The sequence below is a fragment of the Nonomuraea diastatica genome (genome assembly GCF_004349015.1).
GTDB lineage: Bacteria > Actinomycetota > Actinomycetes > Streptosporangiales > Streptosporangiaceae > Nonomuraea > Nonomuraea diastatica.
Genome location: NZ_SMKP01000017.1, coordinates 60,416 through 76,011, shown reverse-complemented (window position 1 = coordinate 76,011; position 15,596 = coordinate 60,416). Strand labels below are relative to the sequence as shown.

Below are 15,596 nucleotides of genomic sequence, written 5' to 3'. Positions count from 1 at the left end.
GTCACCATGCCCACCTCCTCAGGATTATGTACAGATTATGGACTAAAGGCCAAAAGGACGCACCATGACCGCATTCACGCCCACCCCCGACGACCGCTTCACCTTCGGCCTCTGGACCGTCGGGTGGCAGGCCCGCGACCCGTTCGGCGACGCCTCCAGGCCGCCGCTCGACCCGGTCGAGAGCGTGCACCGCCTGGCCGAGCTCGGCGCGTACGGTGTCACCTTCCACGACGACGACCTCCTCGCGGTCGAGCCCGACCGGGACAAGGCCATCGCGGCGTTCAGGAAGGCCCTCGACGAGACCGGCATGAAGGTGCCGATGGCCACCACCAACCTGTTCACCCACCCGGTCTTCAAGGACGGCGCGCTCACCAGCAACGATCGCGACGTGCGGCGCTACGCCCTGCGCAAGGTCATGCGCAACATCGACCTGGCCGCCTCGCTGGGCGCGAAGACGTACGTCTGCTGGGGCGGCCGCGAGGGCGCCGAGTCCGACGCCGCCAAGGACGTCAAGGCGGCCATGGAGCGCTACAAGGAGGGCCTGGACCTGCTCTGCTCGTACGTCCGCGACCGCGGCTACGACCTGCGCTTCGCCCTGGAGCCCAAGCCCAACGAGCCCCGCGGCGACATCCTGCTGCCCACGATCGGCCACGCCCTGGCGCTGATCAACGAGCTGGAGCACCCCGAGATGGTGGGCGTCAACCCCGAGGTCGGCCACGAGCAGATGGCCGGGCTCAACTTCGTGCACGGCATCGCCCAGGCGCTGTGGCACGGCAAGCTCTTCCACATCGACCTCAACGGCCAGCACGGGCCGAAGTACGACCAGGACCTGATCTTCGGCCACGGCGACCTCAAGAGCGCGTTCTTCCTGGTCGACCTGCTGGAGAACGGCGGCTACGACGGTCCCCGCCACTTCGACTACAAGCCGCTGCGCACCGAGGACCGCGAGGACGTGTGGGTCTCGGCGGCGGCGAACATGCGGACCTACCTGATCCTCAAGGAGAAGTCCCGCACCTACCGGGCCGACCCCGAGGTCCAGGAGGCCCTGCGCGCCTCCCGCGTGGACGAGCTCGCCCAGCCCACCCTCGCGGCCGGTGAGACGTGGGCCGACCTGGCCAAGGACGACTTCGACCCCGAGGCCGCGGCCGAGCGCGGCTTCCACTTCACCCGGCTGAACCAGCTCGCGCTCGAACACCTCATGGGGGTACGCGAATGACGAAACCCATCAGTGTCCAGCTCTACACCGTCAGGGAGCCGCTGACCGCGGACCGCGACGACGTGCTGCGGCGGATCTCGGAGATCGGCTACACCGCGGTCGAGCCGTACGATCCCGCCTCCGACCCCAAGGGTTTCCGTCAGGTCGCCGACGACCTGGGGCTCCGCGTATCGAGCACGCACGCGGGCGCGCTGCTCCGCGAGGAGCCCGCCGAGGTCTTCGACGCGATCGCCACGCTCGGCACCGACCTGGCGATCGTCCCTGGCGGGATCGCGCACGAGGAGTTCACCACCGCCGACGGCATCGCCCGTACGGCCGACCTGCTGAACGGCCTGGCCGAGCAGGCGGCCGGGCACGGGATGCGGATCGGCTACCACAACCACTGGTGGGAGCTCGAACCGAGGATCGACGGCCGGCACGCCATCGAGGTGCTGGCCGACCGGCTGGCTCCCGAGGTGTTCCTGCAGCTCGACACCTACTGGGCGGCGGTGGGCGGCGCCGACGTGCCCGCCCTGCTCGGCCGCCTCGCGGAGCGCGTGATCGCGCTGCACGTCAAGGACGGCCCGGTGGTCAAGGGCGAGCCGCACACCGCGGTCGGCAGGGGCGTCATGCCCGTGCCCGAGATCCTCGCCGCCGCCCCTGACGCCTGGCGCGTCGTCGAGCTCGACGAGTGCGCCACCGACGTCTTCGCCGCCCTGGCGGACAGCCACGTCCATCTCACCTCTTTGGAGAGCCTTTGAGCAACGGCCCCGTCGGCGTCGCCCTGGTCGGCGCCGGAGTCATCAGTGGCCAGTACCTCCGCAACCTCACCACCTTCCCCGACGTGCGCGTGCTCGCCGTCGCGGACCTCGACGCCGACCGGGCCGCGACGGTCGCCCGCGAGCACGGCGTGCCCGTCTCCGGCGACCTCGGCACGGCGCTCGCGCTGCCCGAGGTGGAGATCGTGGTCAACCTCACGGTCCCGTCCGCGCACGCCGCCGTCGCGCTGGAGGCCCTGCGAGCCGGCAAGCACGTGTACGGCGAGAAGCCCTTCGCCATGGACATGGACGAGGGCTCGAAGGTCATGGCCGAGGCCGCCAACCGGGGCCTGCGCCTCGGTTGCGCCCCCGACACCTTCCTGGGCGCCGGGCTCCAGTCGGCCCTGCACGCCCTGCGCGCCGGCCTCATCGGCACGCCGGTCGCCGTCGCGGCGGCCACGCAGAGCCTCGGCCCCGAGTCGTGGCACCCCAACCCCGAGTTCTTCTACCAGCCCGGCGGCGGTCCGCTCTTCGACCTCGGCCCTTACTACCTGACCGCCCTCGTGTCCCTGTTCGGCCCGGTCGAGCGGGTCGCGGCCGGCACGCGCAAGGCCCGCGAGCAGCGCGTCGTCGGGTCAGGGCCCAAGGCGGGCACGGCCTTCCCCGTCGATGTCCCCACCCACGTCAACGCCCTGCTGGACTTCCCGGGAGCCGCCACGGCGACGGCGACGTTCAGCTTCGACTCGCCCGTCAACCGCAGGGTGATCGAGGTCATCGGCACCGAGGGCGCGCTGTCGCTTCCCGACCCCAACACGTTCGAGGGCCCGCTGCTGGCTCGCGGCCTGCACGACACGGACTGGCGCGAGCTGCCCGTGTCGGGCACGACGGTGAGCCGCGGCATCGGCGTGCTGGACCTGGCCCGGTCGCTGCGCGCGGGCACGCCGCACAGGGCGTCGGGCGAGCTGGCGTATCACGTGCTGGAGCTCATGTCGTCGATCGCACAGTCAGGGGAGCGTTCGGAGTTCCGTCCCATCACCTCCACCACGACCGCCCCCGAACCGCTGCCCGCCGACTGGGATCCGCACGCGGCCACCCTGTCCTGATCCAGCGGTTGGCCATACTTCGCACAACGGAGTATGGTCAACCGACATCCCCGGCTTCGATCCATCGATGCCGCCTACCTGCCCAGGCTGAACGGGATCGCGGCGGGGACCAGCGCGACGAACCCGTACGGTATCGCGTTGGCTTGAACCGGCCGGACCCGCAAGAATGGCGCGATGGCGGAAAGTGCCGAGACCGACTGGGTCTCCAGGTTCGCGGACGAGGTGATCTCCGAGGCGGAGAGACGCGCTCCGGGCAAACCGATCGTCTGCGCATCGGGGTTGAGCCCATCCGGCCCGATCCACCTGGGCAACCTGCGTGAGGTCATGACCCCCCACCTGGTCGCCGACGAGATTCGCCGGCGTGGTCTCGACTGCGTGCACCTGCTGTCGTGGGACGACTACGACCGGTTCCGCCGGGTCCCCGCGGGCGTCGACCCGTCCTGGGCCGAGCACATCGGCAAGCCGCTGACCTCGGTGCCCGCCCCTCCCGGCAGCGTGCACGCCAACTGGGCCGAGCACTTCAAGGCGCCGATGACCGAGGCGCTCAAGGAGCTGGGCGTCGACTATCGCGGCATCAGCCAGACGGAGCAGTACACATCGGGCGCCTACCGCGAGCAGATCCTGCGGGCGGTGCGCGAGCGGGCGGCGATCGACGGCGTGCTGTCGCGCTACCGCTCGAAGCAGGTCGAGGACTATTTCCCGTACAAACCCTACTGCGACCTGTGCGAGCGCGACCTGACGACGGTCACCGCCTACGACGACGAGACCACCGAGCTGGCCTACACCTGCGAGTGCGGCTTCGGCGAGACCGTCCGGCTGGCCGAGCACGACCACGGCAAGCTGGTGTGGAAGGTCGACTGGCCGATGCGCTGGGCCTACGAGGGGGTGATCTTCGAGCCATCCGGGGTCGACCACCACTCTCCCGGCTCCGCCTGGATCGTCGGCGGGCAGATCGTGGGCGAGGTGTTCGGCGGCCGGCAGCCGATCGGCCCCATGTACGCGTTCGTCGGCATCACCGGCATGGCCAAGATGAGCAGTTCCAAGGGCGACGTGCCGACCCCGGCCGACGCCCTGGAGATCATGGAGGCGCCGGTGCTGCGCTGGTTGTACGCCCGCCGCAAGCCCGCACAGTCCTTCAAGATCGCCTTCGATCAGGAGATCCAGCGTCTCTACGACGAGTGGGACGCCCTGGGCCGCAAGGTCGCCGCCGGGCAGGCCCAGCCCGCCGAGCTGGCCGCGCACAGGCGCGCGGTCGGCACCGCCGCGGGCCCGCTGCAGGCCACGCCGCACCCGATCCCCTACCGCACGCTGGCCTCCGTTCTCGACATCACGACCGGGCACGCCGGGCAGACCCTGCGCATCCTGAGCGACCTCGACGCGGTCGGCTCGCTCGACGACGCCCGCCCGCGCCTGGACAAGGCTCAGAGCTGGGTCGACGACCACCTGCCCGCCGACCAGCGCACCCGCGTGCGCGGGACGCCCGACCAGGAGCTGCTCGACTCGCTCGACCCCGGCGCGCGCGAGTCGCTGCGGCTGCTGGCCGACGGCCTCGACGACTGGTCGATCGAGGGCCTCACCACGCTGGTGTACGGCGTGCCGAAGGTCCAGGCCGGGTTGCCGGCGGACGCCAAGGCGACGCCGGAGCTTAAGGCGGCGCAGCGGGCCTTCTTCGCCCTGCTCTACAAGCTGCTCGTCGGCCGCGAGACCGGCCCCAGGCTGCCCACGCTGCTGATGGCCGTGGGCGCCGACCGGGTGCGCAAGCTCGTCGGCACGTGAAGGGCGTCGTCCTGATCACCGGCATCTCGGCCGCCGGCAAGTCCACCGTGGCGCAGGCCCTGGCCGAGCGGCTGCCGCGCTCTGCCCATGTGCGGGGCGACGTGTTCCGGCGCATGGTGGTCGGCGGCCGTGCCGAGATGACGCCGGAGGCCACGGACGAGGCGCTGCGCCAGCTCCACCTCCGTTACCGCATTGCAGCGAAAAGTGCGGACATGTATTACGAAGCCGGTTTCACATCAATTGTTCAGGACGTCGTTATTGGCAGGGATTTGGAGCGGTTTACGAAAATGGTCCTTTCTCGTCCCCTGCAGGTCGTCGTCCTCGCTCCCGACGCGGCGGCCGTGGAGCGCCGCGAGCGGGCGCGCGGCAAGCGCGGCTACGCGGGCGGATGGACGATCGCCCAGCTGGACGCCGTGTTGCGCGACGAGACGCCGCGCATCGGCCTGTGGCTCGACACCTCGTGGCAGACCCCGGAAGAAACCGTGAACGAAATTATCTCTCGGGTCGGCGAGGCCCAAATAGAAGGCGATTGATAAGAACCTGACCCATGCAAGGAATCATCAAGTGAGCTGCATGCGAAAGGGGGGATTTTTCTGCCATGAACAAGCAGCCTCTCGCCGCCAGCGTCAGTGTCATCGTTCCGGCGATGAACGAGGCCGAGAACCTCCCTCACGTGTTCGCCACGCTGCCCGACTGGATCGACGAGGTGATCCTGGTCGACGGCAACTCGACCGACGACACCGTCGCCGTGGCGCGCGGGCTGCGCCCCGGGCTCCGGGTGGTCACGCAGACACGGCGCGGCAAGGGCAACGCCCTCATCGAGGGTTTCCAGGCCGCACGCGGCGACATCATCGTCATGATCGACGCCGACGGGTCCACCAACGGCCGGGAGATCCGCTCGTTCGTCGCCACGCTCCTCAACGGCGCCGACTTCGCCAAGGGCTCCCGGTACGCCCCTGGTGGCGGCTCGGACGACCTCAGTCCGATCCGCTCGCTCGGCAACAAGGTCCTCACCGGGCTGACGAATCTCCTCTACGGCACCCGCTACACCGACCTCTGCTACGGCTACAACGCCTTCTGGACCCGCCACCTCGACGCCCTCGACCTCGACTGCGACGGCTTCGAGATCGAGACCCTGATGAACGTCCGGGCCGCCCAGGCCGGCCTCGTCATCCGCGAGGTCCCCAGCCACGAGCGCTCCCGCATCCACGGCGAGAGCAACCTGCACGCCCTGCGCGACGGCTGGCGCGTGCTCAGAACGATCCTGCGGGAGCGCGGTCACGGCAGCGCCGTCACGGCCCAGGCGCAGGTGGCCCTGGCGAAGTGAGGCGGTGGCGCCGGCCACGTGAATGGTGACATTCTCTGACAATGCGCTACATAGTGATCGGAGCGGGAGCAGTCGGGGGAACCATCGGGGCCCGCCTGTTCCAAGGCGGCCACGACGTTCTGCTCATCGCGAGGGGCGCTCACCACGACGCGCTCCGACGTGACGGCCTGCGCCTGATCACCCCGGAATCCACCGAGATCCTCGCCATCCCCACCGCCGACGGCCCTGTGCCCACCCGCGACGGCGACGTGCTGATCCTGGCCACCAAGTCGCAGGACACCATCGCCGCACTCGGCCCGTGGCCGACCGGCCTGCCCGTGGTCTGCGCCCAGAACGGCGTCGCCAACGAGCGCATGGCCCTGCGGCGGTTCGAGCACGTCTACGGCATGTGCGTGTGGTTGCCCGCCGAGCACCTGCAGCCCGGCGTGGTGACGGCGAACGGCCACCCGTACTCCGGCATGTTGCACGTCGGGCGCTATCCACAGGGTGTGGACGAACTCGCCGAGCAGATCGCCACCGACCTCGGCAAACGCGGACTCGTCGGGCGGGCCGTCCCCGACGTGATGCGCTGGAAGCACGGCAAGCTGATCGGCAACCTGGGCAACGCCGTCGAGGCGCTGCTCGGCCGCGTGGACGGAATCATCGAGGTGGTCACGCGGGCCAGGGTGGAGGCCATGACCGTGCTCGACACGGCCGGCATCGCGTACTCGACGAGCGAGGAGGAGGCCGAAGGGCGCGGCCGGCGGGTCGACGTCCGCCCGGTCGAGGGCGCCCAGCGCGGCGGCGGGTCGTCGTGGCAGAGCCTGGCCAGGGGCAGCGGCTCGATCGAGGCCGACTACCTCAACGGCGAGATCGTCCTGCTCGGCCGGCTGCACGGCGTGCCCACCCCCGTCAACGAGGTGCTGCGGCGCGAGGCCGACAGGGCCGCCCGCGAGAAGCTGCCGCCCGGCTCGATGCGGCTGGAGACGCTGCGGGCGCTCATCGACGAGCGTTGCGCATCCTGATCCCGCTGAACTCCAGCGTGCTCGCCGTCACCTCGTTCCAGAACGGCCACAGGTCGGCCATCACCCTGAGCTGGATGCCGGCCGCCTCGTGCAGCTCGAACAGGTCGGAGACCGGCTCAGGCGGGCCCAGCGGCACCACGGGGACCGTCGCGACCACGGCGTGCGGCGGATCGCCGATGGGCTTGAAGTCGTCGGCCGGGAGCCGGTAGGCGTACAGCCGGACGTCCATGATGGCCCGCAGCCAGCCGTACTCGACGGCGTGGACCCGATCGCCGCAGCCCACGCCGACGATCCGGTCGAGGTCCTCCTGGGTGGTGCGCGGCCCTGCCCACGCCATCGCCCGCGGGCAGGCGCGGGGGAACCAGTAGTCGGGGCACCGGTCGTGGCCGACCGCCCACACGTAGGGTTCGGTCCGCACGGACGTCGGCGCGACATGCGGCACGAACCGCTCGATCGTCGGGTCCTCGGAGAAGTGCAGCACCTCGCCTGGTCCAGGTCTCATGGAGCCCATCATGGCGCATATCCCGCCGTCGCCAGGGCAGGGGAAACCCGCTCTGTCGACAAGGGGTGAGTTTGGATGATCTTTTTAGGCGTGCTTCTGGTCCTGCTCGCCGGCGCCGCCGTCGTACTGGTCCTCACTGAGGAGAGCGCCAGGTACATCCTGTTCGGATACACCTTCGAGCCCGGTCATCTGGAGACGTTCCTCTCGGGGGCGGCCGTCGCGGCCGTCCTGCTCGCCGGGTTCTGGCTGATCGGCTCGGGGTCCCGCAGGATCGCCAGGCAGCGCCGCAGGCTGCGCAGCGCCAAGGCCGAGGCCTCCAGCCGGGTGGCCCGGCTGGAGGACGAGAAACGCGATCTCGAACGCCGGCTCAAACACGACGGCGCCCCCGGTGACCGTCTCGTGTCGCGCGGCTCCGAGGACGCGCGGTGATGACGCTGGTCAGGCGTTCGCGCTCTGGCGTGCGGGGAGCAGGTTGCCCTCACGCCAGAGCGCGAACCCCGTGATCAGCGCGCCGAGCCCCTCCCAGAGCCCGACGCCGAAGAACTTGCCCGGCGCCGCGCCCGTCAGCACCAGCGTGGTGAACACCGCGAACGTCACGAGCCGGAACGGCACCGTCCAGCGGAAGAACGGGGTGTAGTTCGCCGAGGCCGCGAAGACGTAATAGACGCCCATGTTGACCGCCGCCATCGACGAAGCGGCCATGTAGACCAGCGTGTAGTCCCCCGCCGGCCTGCTGTCGAGCACCTCGAAGCCCAGCATGACCAGCAGGGTGTCAGGAGAGATCAGACCGAGCAGGCCGAGGGCGAAGGCGAGGAAACCGAAGACCGCGATGGTCCAGCCGGAAAAAGAACGCGGGAGACGCACAGAAATCCTTCCAAAGGGGGGTGTACTCTGCGAGGCGATCTCATCATGCACCCGGAGGTCGCATGCCCCCCACGCGTGGCCGCCCCATCGCGCTGAAAGTCCTCATCCTCCTCCTCGTCCCGCTGCTGTCCCTCGTGGGCCTGTGGGCGTTCGCCGCGGGGCTGACCGGCGGCGACGGCGTTCGACTGCTGGCAATCAACGACCTGGCGAGCAACCTGGCCATCCCGTCGGAGCAGGTCAACATCCACCTGCAACACGAGCGGCTCGTCTCGACGCAGTTCCTGGCCACGGGCAAGGGCGCCGGCAAGGTGGCCCAGCAGCGTAAGGCCACCGACAAGGCCATGGCCACGTTCCGCAGGTTGACCAGGACCCATCAGGACCTGACCCCCGCCATGACCACGCAGCTCAACGCGCTGAACGCCAAGCTCGGCCAGCTCCCCGACCTTCGGCGCGCGGTCGACGGCGGCACGATCGCGCCGCTCGACATCGTCGAGGGCTACAGCCAGATCGTCGACGCGTCCTTCCGTATGTACGACGCCATGGTGCTGATGCCCGACATGTCCCTCTACAAGCAGGCCAGGGCGGTCACGATGCTCGGCGAGGCCAAGGACATGTTGTCCAGGGAGCAGGCGGTGATCGCGGTGGTGCTCGCCAAGGGCAAGGTGGAGCCCAGGGAGCGGGGGGCGTTCACGGCCATGGTCGCCACCAGGCGGCTGCTCTACACCCAGGCGCTCTCCCACCTGGACAACGAGCTGCGCGGCCCGTACGAACGGCTGGCCTCGTCGCCGGTCTACCGGGAGTTCGTACGCACCGAGGACGCCATCCGCACGCGGTCCGCCGCCATCGGCCTGCCACCTACGGCGGCCACCTGGCCCGTCGACGCCCAGAACCTGTGGCAGGCCGTCGAGCGCAACCAGGCCGAGGCCGTGCAGGGCATCACCGCCCGGGTCACGCCGACGGCCATCGGCATGCTGGTCAAGCTCGGCGTGGCGGGCGGCGTGGGCCTGATCGCCGTCATCGCCTCGATCGTGCTCTCGCTGCGCTTCCGCAGGCGCCTGGTGAGCGAGCTGGCCGGGCTCCGCGACGCGGCCACGGAGCTGGCCGAGGTGCGCCTGGCCGAGCTGATCAGGCGGCTGCGCAAGAACGTGGACCAGCCCACGCCCGAGGAGGTGGCGCCGCTCAAGGTCAAGACCAGCACCTCCGAGGTGAGCGACATCGTCCAGGCGTTCAACGAGGTGCAGTCCACGGCCGTAGAGGCCGCGCTGGGGCAGGCCAAGCTGCGGCACGGCGTCAGCCAGGTCTTCGTGAACCTGGCCAGGCGCAACCAGTCGCTGCTGCACCGGCAGCTGCTGCAGCTCGACAGCATGGAGCGGGCCACCGAGGAGCCGGAGACACTGGCGGACCTGTTCAAGCTCGACCACCTCACCACCCGCATGCGCCGGCACGCGGAGAGCCTCATCATCCTGTCCGACCAGGCGCCGGGGCGCAGCTGGCGCAACCCGGTGCCGGTGCACGACGTGCTGCGCGCGGCCGTCGCGGAGGTCGAGGAGTACGAGCGGGTCGAGGTGCTCCAGCCGCCGCCGGTCTCCCTGCTGGGCTCGGTGGTCACGGACGTGGCTCACTTGGTGGCCGAGCTGGTGGAGAACGCCACCCTGTTCTCGCCGCCGCAGACCAAGGTGGACGTGCGCAGCTCCAGCACCGCGCACGGCCTCATGATCGAGATCGAGGACCGCGGCCTCGGCCTGCCCCGCGTCGAGCTCGACGAGCTCAACGAGCGGCTGGCGAAGGTGCCGGAGTTCGACCTGGCGCAGAGCGACCGGCTCGGCCTGTTCGTGGTCGGCAGGCTCGCGTCCAGGCACGGCATCAAGGTCACCCTGGCGCCCTCGCCGTACGGCGGGCTGACCTCGATGGTCGCCCTGCCTTCGTCGCTGCTGGCCGACCAGCCGGCGCTCAGCGGCCGGTGACGGGCCCGGTGACAGGCATGGCGCCGGTCGGTGTCAGGCGGCACGGGCCTGCCGCCGGCGACCGCGCCCGAGGCGTGGTCGCTGTGCAGGTGGGTCAGGATGACGGTGCCGGTGTCGGCGGGCGACACCCCCACGGCCGCAAGCTCGCCGGCCAGCGTGCCGGGGACCGGCTGCCCAGATGGCCGCCGGTGAGTCGATGCCGCCGATGCCGGTGTCGACCAGCGTCAGGCGGCCGGCCGCGTCACGCAGCAGATAGCAGTGAAAGTGCAGGACCCACGGCTCGTCGGGCAGGTCCGAGCCGGCGAACATCTCGGCGAGCGGGCGTCGGATGGCGGGGCCCATGGGGCCCATGGCGTCGCAGAGCGGGGTCACCTCGACGCCCGGACACGGTGATCGGTCGGTGCGGCACCCGGTAAGGCTACGTGGTCGCTCAGGCGGCGACCGGCTCGCGCGGGACGTACTCGTTCTCGACGTCGGCGGCGTAGACGGCGCGGCGGCAGTGGGCGCACCTGTACATGATCGGGCCTTCGTCGAGCTCGTTGTGGCACCGCGGGCAGTTGACGGTCTTCATGATGCTCCCCCAGGAGTCTCTCTTCGTCCTCATGGAACCCTCATCGAGTTGCAGGGATCCTGCATGCCACTTGATATGACGTCGCTACGCCGATGGGGGTTGTGTCCTTCGGTGCACCGAGCGCGGTAATTTTCCTCGCCCTGCGGTGCCGAGAAGAACATTGTCACGCGTCTACCCCGCGTTCGCCGGTTAAGACACGGGAACGGCCCGGGAATAGTCCAAGCGGGCTAGGCGTTGCATGGACCAGTTGGTGTGGTATGTTCCCACCAAGCGTCGAGCTCAGGCTCCGCTGATCTTCACCTCGCGGCCCCGCCCCGCTTCACAGGGCCCGGCTTGCGTTCCTTTATGCCAACCCGCTACGGGTTCGGCGCATTCCCCTGAGGGGTCCATCATGTCTGTGCACACCATTCCGCAGCAGCGTGCCTCCACGTCCGTCCGGCATGTGTCCGGCCTTCTGGACGTACGCGACAAATCCGCTTTTCTCCGGGTCGGCCATCTGCCGGGACCCGGCGACGTACGCCTCACACCCGACAAGATCCGCCAGTACGCCCTGCGCCCCGGCGACCACGTGACCGCCTCCTTCGCCGGCAACAAGCTGGTCGGCGTCGAGTCCGTCAACGGCGCCGCACAATGGCGGGACCGTCCCCGCTTCGCCGACCTGACACCGATCCACCCGACAGAACGGCTCCGCATCGAGACAGAGTCGCTCAGCACGCGCGTCATCGACCTGTTCGCCCCCATCGGCAAGGGGCAGCGCGGCCTCATCGTGGCGCCGCCCAAGGCCGGCAAGACCATGGCCATGCAGGCGCTGGCCGCCGGGATCTCCCGCAACCACCCCGAGGCGCACCTCATGGTCCTCCTGGTGGGCGAGCGGCCCGAGGAGGTCACCGAGATGCGCGCCACCATCGACGGCGAGGTCTTCTCCTCCACCTTCGACCACCCCGACCGCGACCACGCCGCCCTGGCCGAGCTGGCCATCGAACGGGCCAAGCGGCTCGTCGAGGCGGGGCAGGACGTGGTGCTGCTGCTCGACTCGCTGACGCGGCTCGGGCGCGCGTACAACAACCTGGCTCCAGGCGGGGGACGCGTGCTCACCGGCGGCATCGACGCCACCGCCCTCTACCCGCCCAAACGTTTCTTCGGCGCCGCCCGTAACGTCGAGGGCGGCGGCTCGCTCACCATCCTCGCCACCGCGCTGGTGGACACCGGTTCGCGGATGGACAACAGCCTGTACGAGGAGTTCAAGGGCACGGGCAACATGGAGCTGCACCTCACCCGCGAATTGGCCGAGCGGCGGTTGTTCCCGGCCGTCGACCTGGACGCCTCAGGCACCCGGCGGGAGGAGATCCTGCTGCACCCGCAGGAGCGGCAGGTCATCTGGCGGCTGCGCCGGATGCTCACCACGCAGGAGAAGCAGCAGGGGCTCGAGATGCTCGTCGGCAAGCTCCGCGCCACCCCCTCCAACGCCGCGTTCCTCCTCGAAGCGAGCGCGTGACGTGCGTAGACCAGAATGGGCGCATGCTGGCTGACATCGTCGACTATCTGAGCTGTCCCGTGTGCCGTGCGGGGATGCGGATCGACGCGGCGACGGTGCGGTGCGCGCAGGGGCACACGTTCGACGTGGCCAGGCAGGGATACGTCAGCCTTCTGGTCGGCTCCAGGCCGCCGGGCACCGCCGACACCGCCGCGATGGTGGCCGCGCGGGCCGATTTCCTGGACGCGGGGCACTATGCCCCCTTGGCCGACGCCGTGGCCGACGCCGTGCGGGCGCATATGACGCGGCCAGGAAAACATGAGTCGTCCACGGAAACGAGTGACGGCGCCGAGCTGAGGGCGTACCGTGGGGCGCAAATGGAGGCCGGTGACGGCCCGGGGCCGGCTGGTCGCGGGCGCGGGCCGGGGATCGTCGAGGGTCGTCGCGCGGAAGGCAGGTCGGCGCCGGTGATCGTCGACGCAGGAGCGGGCACCGGGCACTACCTGGCGGCCACGCTCAACGCGGTGACCGATGGCATCGGGATGGCATTCGATGTGTCGAAGCACGCTGTGCGGCGGGCGGCGCGGGTGCATCCGAGGGCGGGAGCGTTCGTGGCCGACGTGTGGTGGCCCCTCCCGATCCGGGATGGGGTGGCCGATGTGGTGATCGACGTGTTCGCGCCCAGGAACGGGCCGGAGTTCGGCAGGATCCTGCGGCCCGGTGGCGTCGCGGTGGTCGTCACTCCCGCGAAGGCGCATCTGAGCCCGCTGGTCGAGGAGCTGGGCCTGCTCTCCGTGGACGACGAGAAGGAGCGCAGGGTGGCTCGGAGCCTGGAGGGGTTCGCCGAGCGCGAGCGGCGTTCGGTGGAGTTCGACATGGAGTTGGGGCACGACGACATCGCCCAGGTGATCGGAATGGGCCCGAGTGCGTGGCATACCGACGCGACCACACTCGATGAGCGAATTGCCTCATTTATCGCCCACAACGTCGCGAAAGGACGTCATAAAGTAACGACCCGTGCGGCGTTTCACCTGTCTATCTACGAGCCCACCCCCGATCAAGTGCCGTTCCTTGACGGGCCGGCGTGACCGATGTTACCGATGGGGCATTTAGTCCGAAATTCCCCCACATTTCCCAAGTATTTCCCCGGCACAGGCGCAATACTGGACGACATCCATCGCCCCGAGGCGAAGGACTTCAGGGAGGGAGCGCGCCGGATGAAGGCGGAGGAACGCTGGCAGGCCAGGTTCCGGGCCTCGCGCATGACGCTGCCGTCCTGGGCTCGCCAGGCCCCCAACCGCTCCATCTACCGTTCCAACGCCACCGGCACCTGGCAGGTCTACGCGTGGGACCGCGTGTCGGGCACCACCCGCCAGGTCACCGACCGGCCCAGGGGCGCGGTGTACGCCGCCATCGACCCGACCGGCCAGTGGATCTACTGGTTCGCCGACTCCGAGGGCGACGAGTTCGGCTCGTGGTGGCGCCAGCCGTTCAACGGCGGCCCCGACGAGCCGGTCGCCCCCGGCATCCCGCCGGGCCAGCCCGGCGGCATCGCGCTGTCCGCGACGGGCGTCGCGGCGATCAGCCTGGCCAGCAGCGGAGCGTTCCGCATCCACCTGGCACGCGCCGGCGAGCCGGCCACACTCCTGTACGAGCACCCCGAGGCCAACTGGGTGACCGACATGTCACTCGACGGTTCCCTGATCGCCGTCAACCACGGCGAGTACGCCGGCTTCCGGCACCCGGCGCTCCGCGTCGTCCGCCACAACGGCGACACGGTCGGCGAGCTCTACGACGGCCCCGGCAAGGGGGTCCTCGGCCTCACCTTCGCCCCGGTCATGGGCGACCGCCGCCTGCTCGCCCTGCACGAGCGCCGACGGCGCCACGAGCCCCTGGTCTGGGACCCGGTGACCGGCGAGCAGCGCGAGATCTGGCTGAAGGACTCCGGCGACCTGGCGGCCGAGTGGTACGACGACGGCCGCGGCCTGCTCATCCTGCGCGACGACCGCGCCCGCAGCCACCTGCACCGCTACGACCTGGCCGGCGGCGTACTGAAGCCCATCGAGACGCCGCACGGCGTGATCGACGACGCCGCCCCGCGGCCCGGCGGCCATGTTGAATACTCCTGGTCGAGCGCCTCCCACCCGCCGGTCATCCGGTCGAGCAACGATCAGGTCGTGGTCAACTCCAGCGGCCCGCCCGCCCCGCCGAGCGTCCCCGTGGAGGACCTCGACGTCGAGGGCGAGGGCGGCCGCATCCACGCGCTGGTCAGCAGGCCCGAGGCCGGCACCTCGCCCTACCCGACGATCTTCCTGCTGCACGGCGGGCCGGCGGCGCACGACCGCGACGCCTTCTCACCCGAGGTCGCGGCATGGGTGGACGCCGGGTTCGCGGTGGTGCGGGTCAACTACCGCGGCTCGACCGGCTACGGATCGGCCTGGCGTGACGCGCTGCGCGGCGACGTCGGGCACACCGAGCTGGCCGACGTGGCCGCCGTGCACCGGTGCGTGGTCGGGCGCGGCGTCGCCGACCCAGGCCGGATGGTGCTCGCGGGCTCGGGCTGGGGCGGCTATCTCACGCTGCTCGGCCTCGGCACCCAGCCCGACCTGTGGACGGCCGGCATCGCGGCGGTGCCGCTGGCCTGCCACCAGACGTCGTACGAGGACGAGGCGGAGAGCCTGCGGGCCTACCACCGGGCGTTGTTCGGCGGCTCACCCGACGAGCAGCCGGAGCGGTACGCGGCCAGCTCCCCCATCACCTACGTCGAGCAGGTGCAGAGCCCGCTGCTGATCCTGGCGGGCGAGAACGACGCCCGCTGCCCGATGCGCCAGGTCGAGAAGTACGTGGCCAAGCTGGCCGAGCACGGGCGCGAGCACGAGGTCTACACCTACGACGCCGCCGCGGGCTCGCTGCTGGTCTCGGAGCGCATCGCCCAGATCGCGTACCAGCTCGATTTCGCCCGAAAGCATGTCAAACTGCACTAACCGCTGACATGTCGTAAGAAGTTGGGCGACTCCGTCGCTTGATCGTCGGGCTTCCCGGCTGTCACCATCACGCC

At 70.2% G+C, this 15,596-nt stretch carries 15 protein-coding genes; 12 read left to right on the top strand and 3 right to left on the bottom strand.

Going from position 1 to position 15,596, the window contains the following annotated elements; translation table 11 throughout:
- Window positions 1–64: 64 nt before the first annotated feature.
- The 7 genes from xylA (at window position 65) to E1294_RS08615 (ending at window position 7,163) form a co-directional block, all read left to right on the top strand.
- The gene (xylA, locus tag E1294_RS08645) at window positions 65–1,216 is read left to right on the top strand and encodes a xylose isomerase (protein WP_132506556.1); all 1,152 of its coding nucleotides are present in this window, start codon (window positions 65–67) and stop codon (window positions 1,214–1,216) included.
- Window positions 1,213–1,956 (top strand): sugar phosphate isomerase/epimerase family protein, encoded by a 744-nt coding sequence (locus E1294_RS08640; RefSeq protein ID WP_132506554.1) that lies wholly within the window; start codon window positions 1,213–1,215, stop codon window positions 1,954–1,956. The genes xylA and E1294_RS08640 overlap by 4 nt, the downstream gene beginning before the upstream one ends.
- Window positions 1,953–3,056, top strand: a complete 1,104-nt coding sequence (locus E1294_RS08635) for a Gfo/Idh/MocA family protein (RefSeq protein ID WP_132506552.1) — start codon at window positions 1,953–1,955, stop codon at window positions 3,054–3,056. Before E1294_RS08640 ends, E1294_RS08635 begins: the two co-directional genes overlap by 4 nt.
- Window positions 3,057–3,230: 174 nt before the next feature.
- Window positions 3,231–4,832 carry a lysine--tRNA ligase gene (gene lysS / locus E1294_RS08630; RefSeq protein ID WP_132506550.1) on the top strand — a complete coding sequence of 534 codons (1,602 nt, stop codon included), beginning with the start codon at window positions 3,231–3,233 and terminating at the stop codon, window positions 4,830–4,832.
- Complete coding sequence (locus E1294_RS08625) at window positions 4,829–5,365, top strand: AAA family ATPase (protein WP_132506548.1); 537 nt, start codon at window positions 4,829–4,831, stop codon at window positions 5,363–5,365. Before lysS ends, E1294_RS08625 begins: the two co-directional genes overlap by 4 nt.
- Before the next feature lie 65 nt (window positions 5,366–5,430).
- On the top strand, window positions 5,431–6,159 hold the full coding sequence (locus E1294_RS08620; protein ID WP_132506546.1) for a glycosyltransferase family 2 protein: 729 nt from the start codon (window positions 5,431–5,433) through the stop codon (window positions 6,157–6,159).
- Between the two features lie 41 nt (window positions 6,160–6,200).
- Entirely contained in the window at window positions 6,201–7,163 is a 963-nt protein-coding gene (locus E1294_RS08615) for a ketopantoate reductase family protein (protein WP_132506544.1), read from the top strand.
- Here E1294_RS08615 and E1294_RS08610 read toward each other — a convergent pair.
- Window positions 7,138–7,665, bottom strand: a complete 528-nt coding sequence (locus E1294_RS08610) for a DUF6886 family protein (protein ID WP_132506542.1) — start codon at window positions 7,663–7,665, stop codon at window positions 7,138–7,140. The genes E1294_RS08615 and E1294_RS08610 overlap by 26 nt on opposite strands.
- A gap of 75 nt (window positions 7,666–7,740) precedes the next feature.
- Between E1294_RS08610 and E1294_RS08605 the strand changes: the two genes are divergently transcribed.
- Entirely contained in the window at window positions 7,741–8,094 is a 354-nt protein-coding gene (locus E1294_RS08605; RefSeq protein ID WP_165977175.1) for a hypothetical protein, read from the top strand.
- Window positions 8,095–8,103: 9 nt separating this feature from the next.
- Here E1294_RS08605 and E1294_RS08600 read toward each other — a convergent pair whose 3' ends face one another.
- Entirely contained in the window at window positions 8,104–8,529 is a 426-nt protein-coding gene (locus E1294_RS08600; RefSeq protein ID WP_165977174.1) for a hypothetical protein, read from the bottom strand.
- A gap of 62 nt (window positions 8,530–8,591) precedes the next feature.
- On the opposite strand from E1294_RS08600, the gene E1294_RS08595 reads away from it, so the two are divergent.
- Window positions 8,592–10,493, top strand: coding sequence for a sensor histidine kinase (locus E1294_RS08595; protein ID WP_132506538.1), 1,902 nt, complete (start codon window positions 8,592–8,594; stop codon window positions 10,491–10,493).
- 430 nt (window positions 10,494–10,923) lie between these two features.
- Here E1294_RS08595 and E1294_RS52525 read toward each other — a convergent pair whose 3' ends face one another.
- Entirely contained in the window at window positions 10,924–11,097 is a 174-nt protein-coding gene (locus E1294_RS52525; protein ID WP_165977165.1) for a hypothetical protein, read from the bottom strand.
- 205 nt (window positions 11,098–11,302) lie between these two features.
- On the opposite strand from E1294_RS52525, the gene rho reads away from it, so the two are divergent.
- The 3 genes from rho to E1294_RS08575 all read left to right on the top strand — a co-directional run bounded on the left by rho (window position 11,303) and on the right by E1294_RS08575 (window position 15,522).
- Window positions 11,303–12,559, top strand: a complete 1,257-nt coding sequence (rho, locus tag E1294_RS08585) for a transcription termination factor Rho (protein WP_281284390.1) — start codon at window positions 11,303–11,305, stop codon at window positions 12,557–12,559.
- A gap of 23 nt (window positions 12,560–12,582) precedes the next feature.
- Window positions 12,583–13,626, top strand: a complete 1,044-nt coding sequence (locus tag E1294_RS08580) for a putative RNA methyltransferase (protein ID WP_181958472.1) — start codon at window positions 12,583–12,585, stop codon at window positions 13,624–13,626.
- Window positions 13,627–13,755: 129 nt separating this feature from the next.
- Window positions 13,756–15,522, top strand: a complete 1,767-nt coding sequence (locus E1294_RS08575) for a S9 family peptidase (RefSeq protein WP_132506536.1) — start codon at window positions 13,756–13,758, stop codon at window positions 15,520–15,522.
- Window positions 15,523–15,596: the final 74 nt, after the last annotated feature.

Bases quoted from the DNA above. Each gene is read 5' to 3' on its own strand.
- E1294_RS08620 (WP_132506546.1), top strand. From the start codon at position 5,431: ATGAACAAGCAGCCTCTCGCCGCCAGCGTCAGTGTCATCGTTCCGGCG.
- rho (WP_281284390.1), top strand. From the start codon at position 11,303: ATGGACCAGTTGGTGTGGTATGTTCCCACCAAGCGTCGAGCTCAGGCT.
- E1294_RS08640 (WP_132506554.1), top strand. From the start codon at position 1,213: ATGACGAAACCCATCAGTGTCCAGCTCTACACCGTCAGGGAGCCGCTG.
- E1294_RS08580 (WP_181958472.1), top strand. From the start codon at position 12,583: ATGCTGGCTGACATCGTCGACTATCTGAGCTGTCCCGTGTGCCGTGCG.
- E1294_RS08595 (WP_132506538.1), top strand. From the start codon at position 8,592: ATGCCCCCCACGCGTGGCCGCCCCATCGCGCTGAAAGTCCTCATCCTC.
- E1294_RS08610 (WP_132506542.1), bottom strand. From the start codon at position 7,665: ATGAGACCTGGACCAGGCGAGGTGCTGCACTTCTCCGAGGACCCGACG.
- lysS (WP_132506550.1), top strand. From the start codon at position 3,231: ATGGCGGAAAGTGCCGAGACCGACTGGGTCTCCAGGTTCGCGGACGAG.
- xylA (WP_132506556.1), top strand. From the start codon at position 65: ATGACCGCATTCACGCCCACCCCCGACGACCGCTTCACCTTCGGCCTC.
- E1294_RS52525 (WP_165977165.1), bottom strand. From the start codon at position 11,097: ATGAGGACGAAGAGAGACTCCTGGGGGAGCATCATGAAGACCGTCAAC.
- E1294_RS08575 (WP_132506536.1), top strand. From the start codon at position 13,756: ATGAAGGCGGAGGAACGCTGGCAGGCCAGGTTCCGGGCCTCGCGCATG.
- E1294_RS08615 (WP_132506544.1), top strand. From the start codon at position 6,201: ATGCGCTACATAGTGATCGGAGCGGGAGCAGTCGGGGGAACCATCGGG.
- E1294_RS08605 (WP_165977175.1), top strand. From the start codon at position 7,741: ATGATCTTTTTAGGCGTGCTTCTGGTCCTGCTCGCCGGCGCCGCCGTC.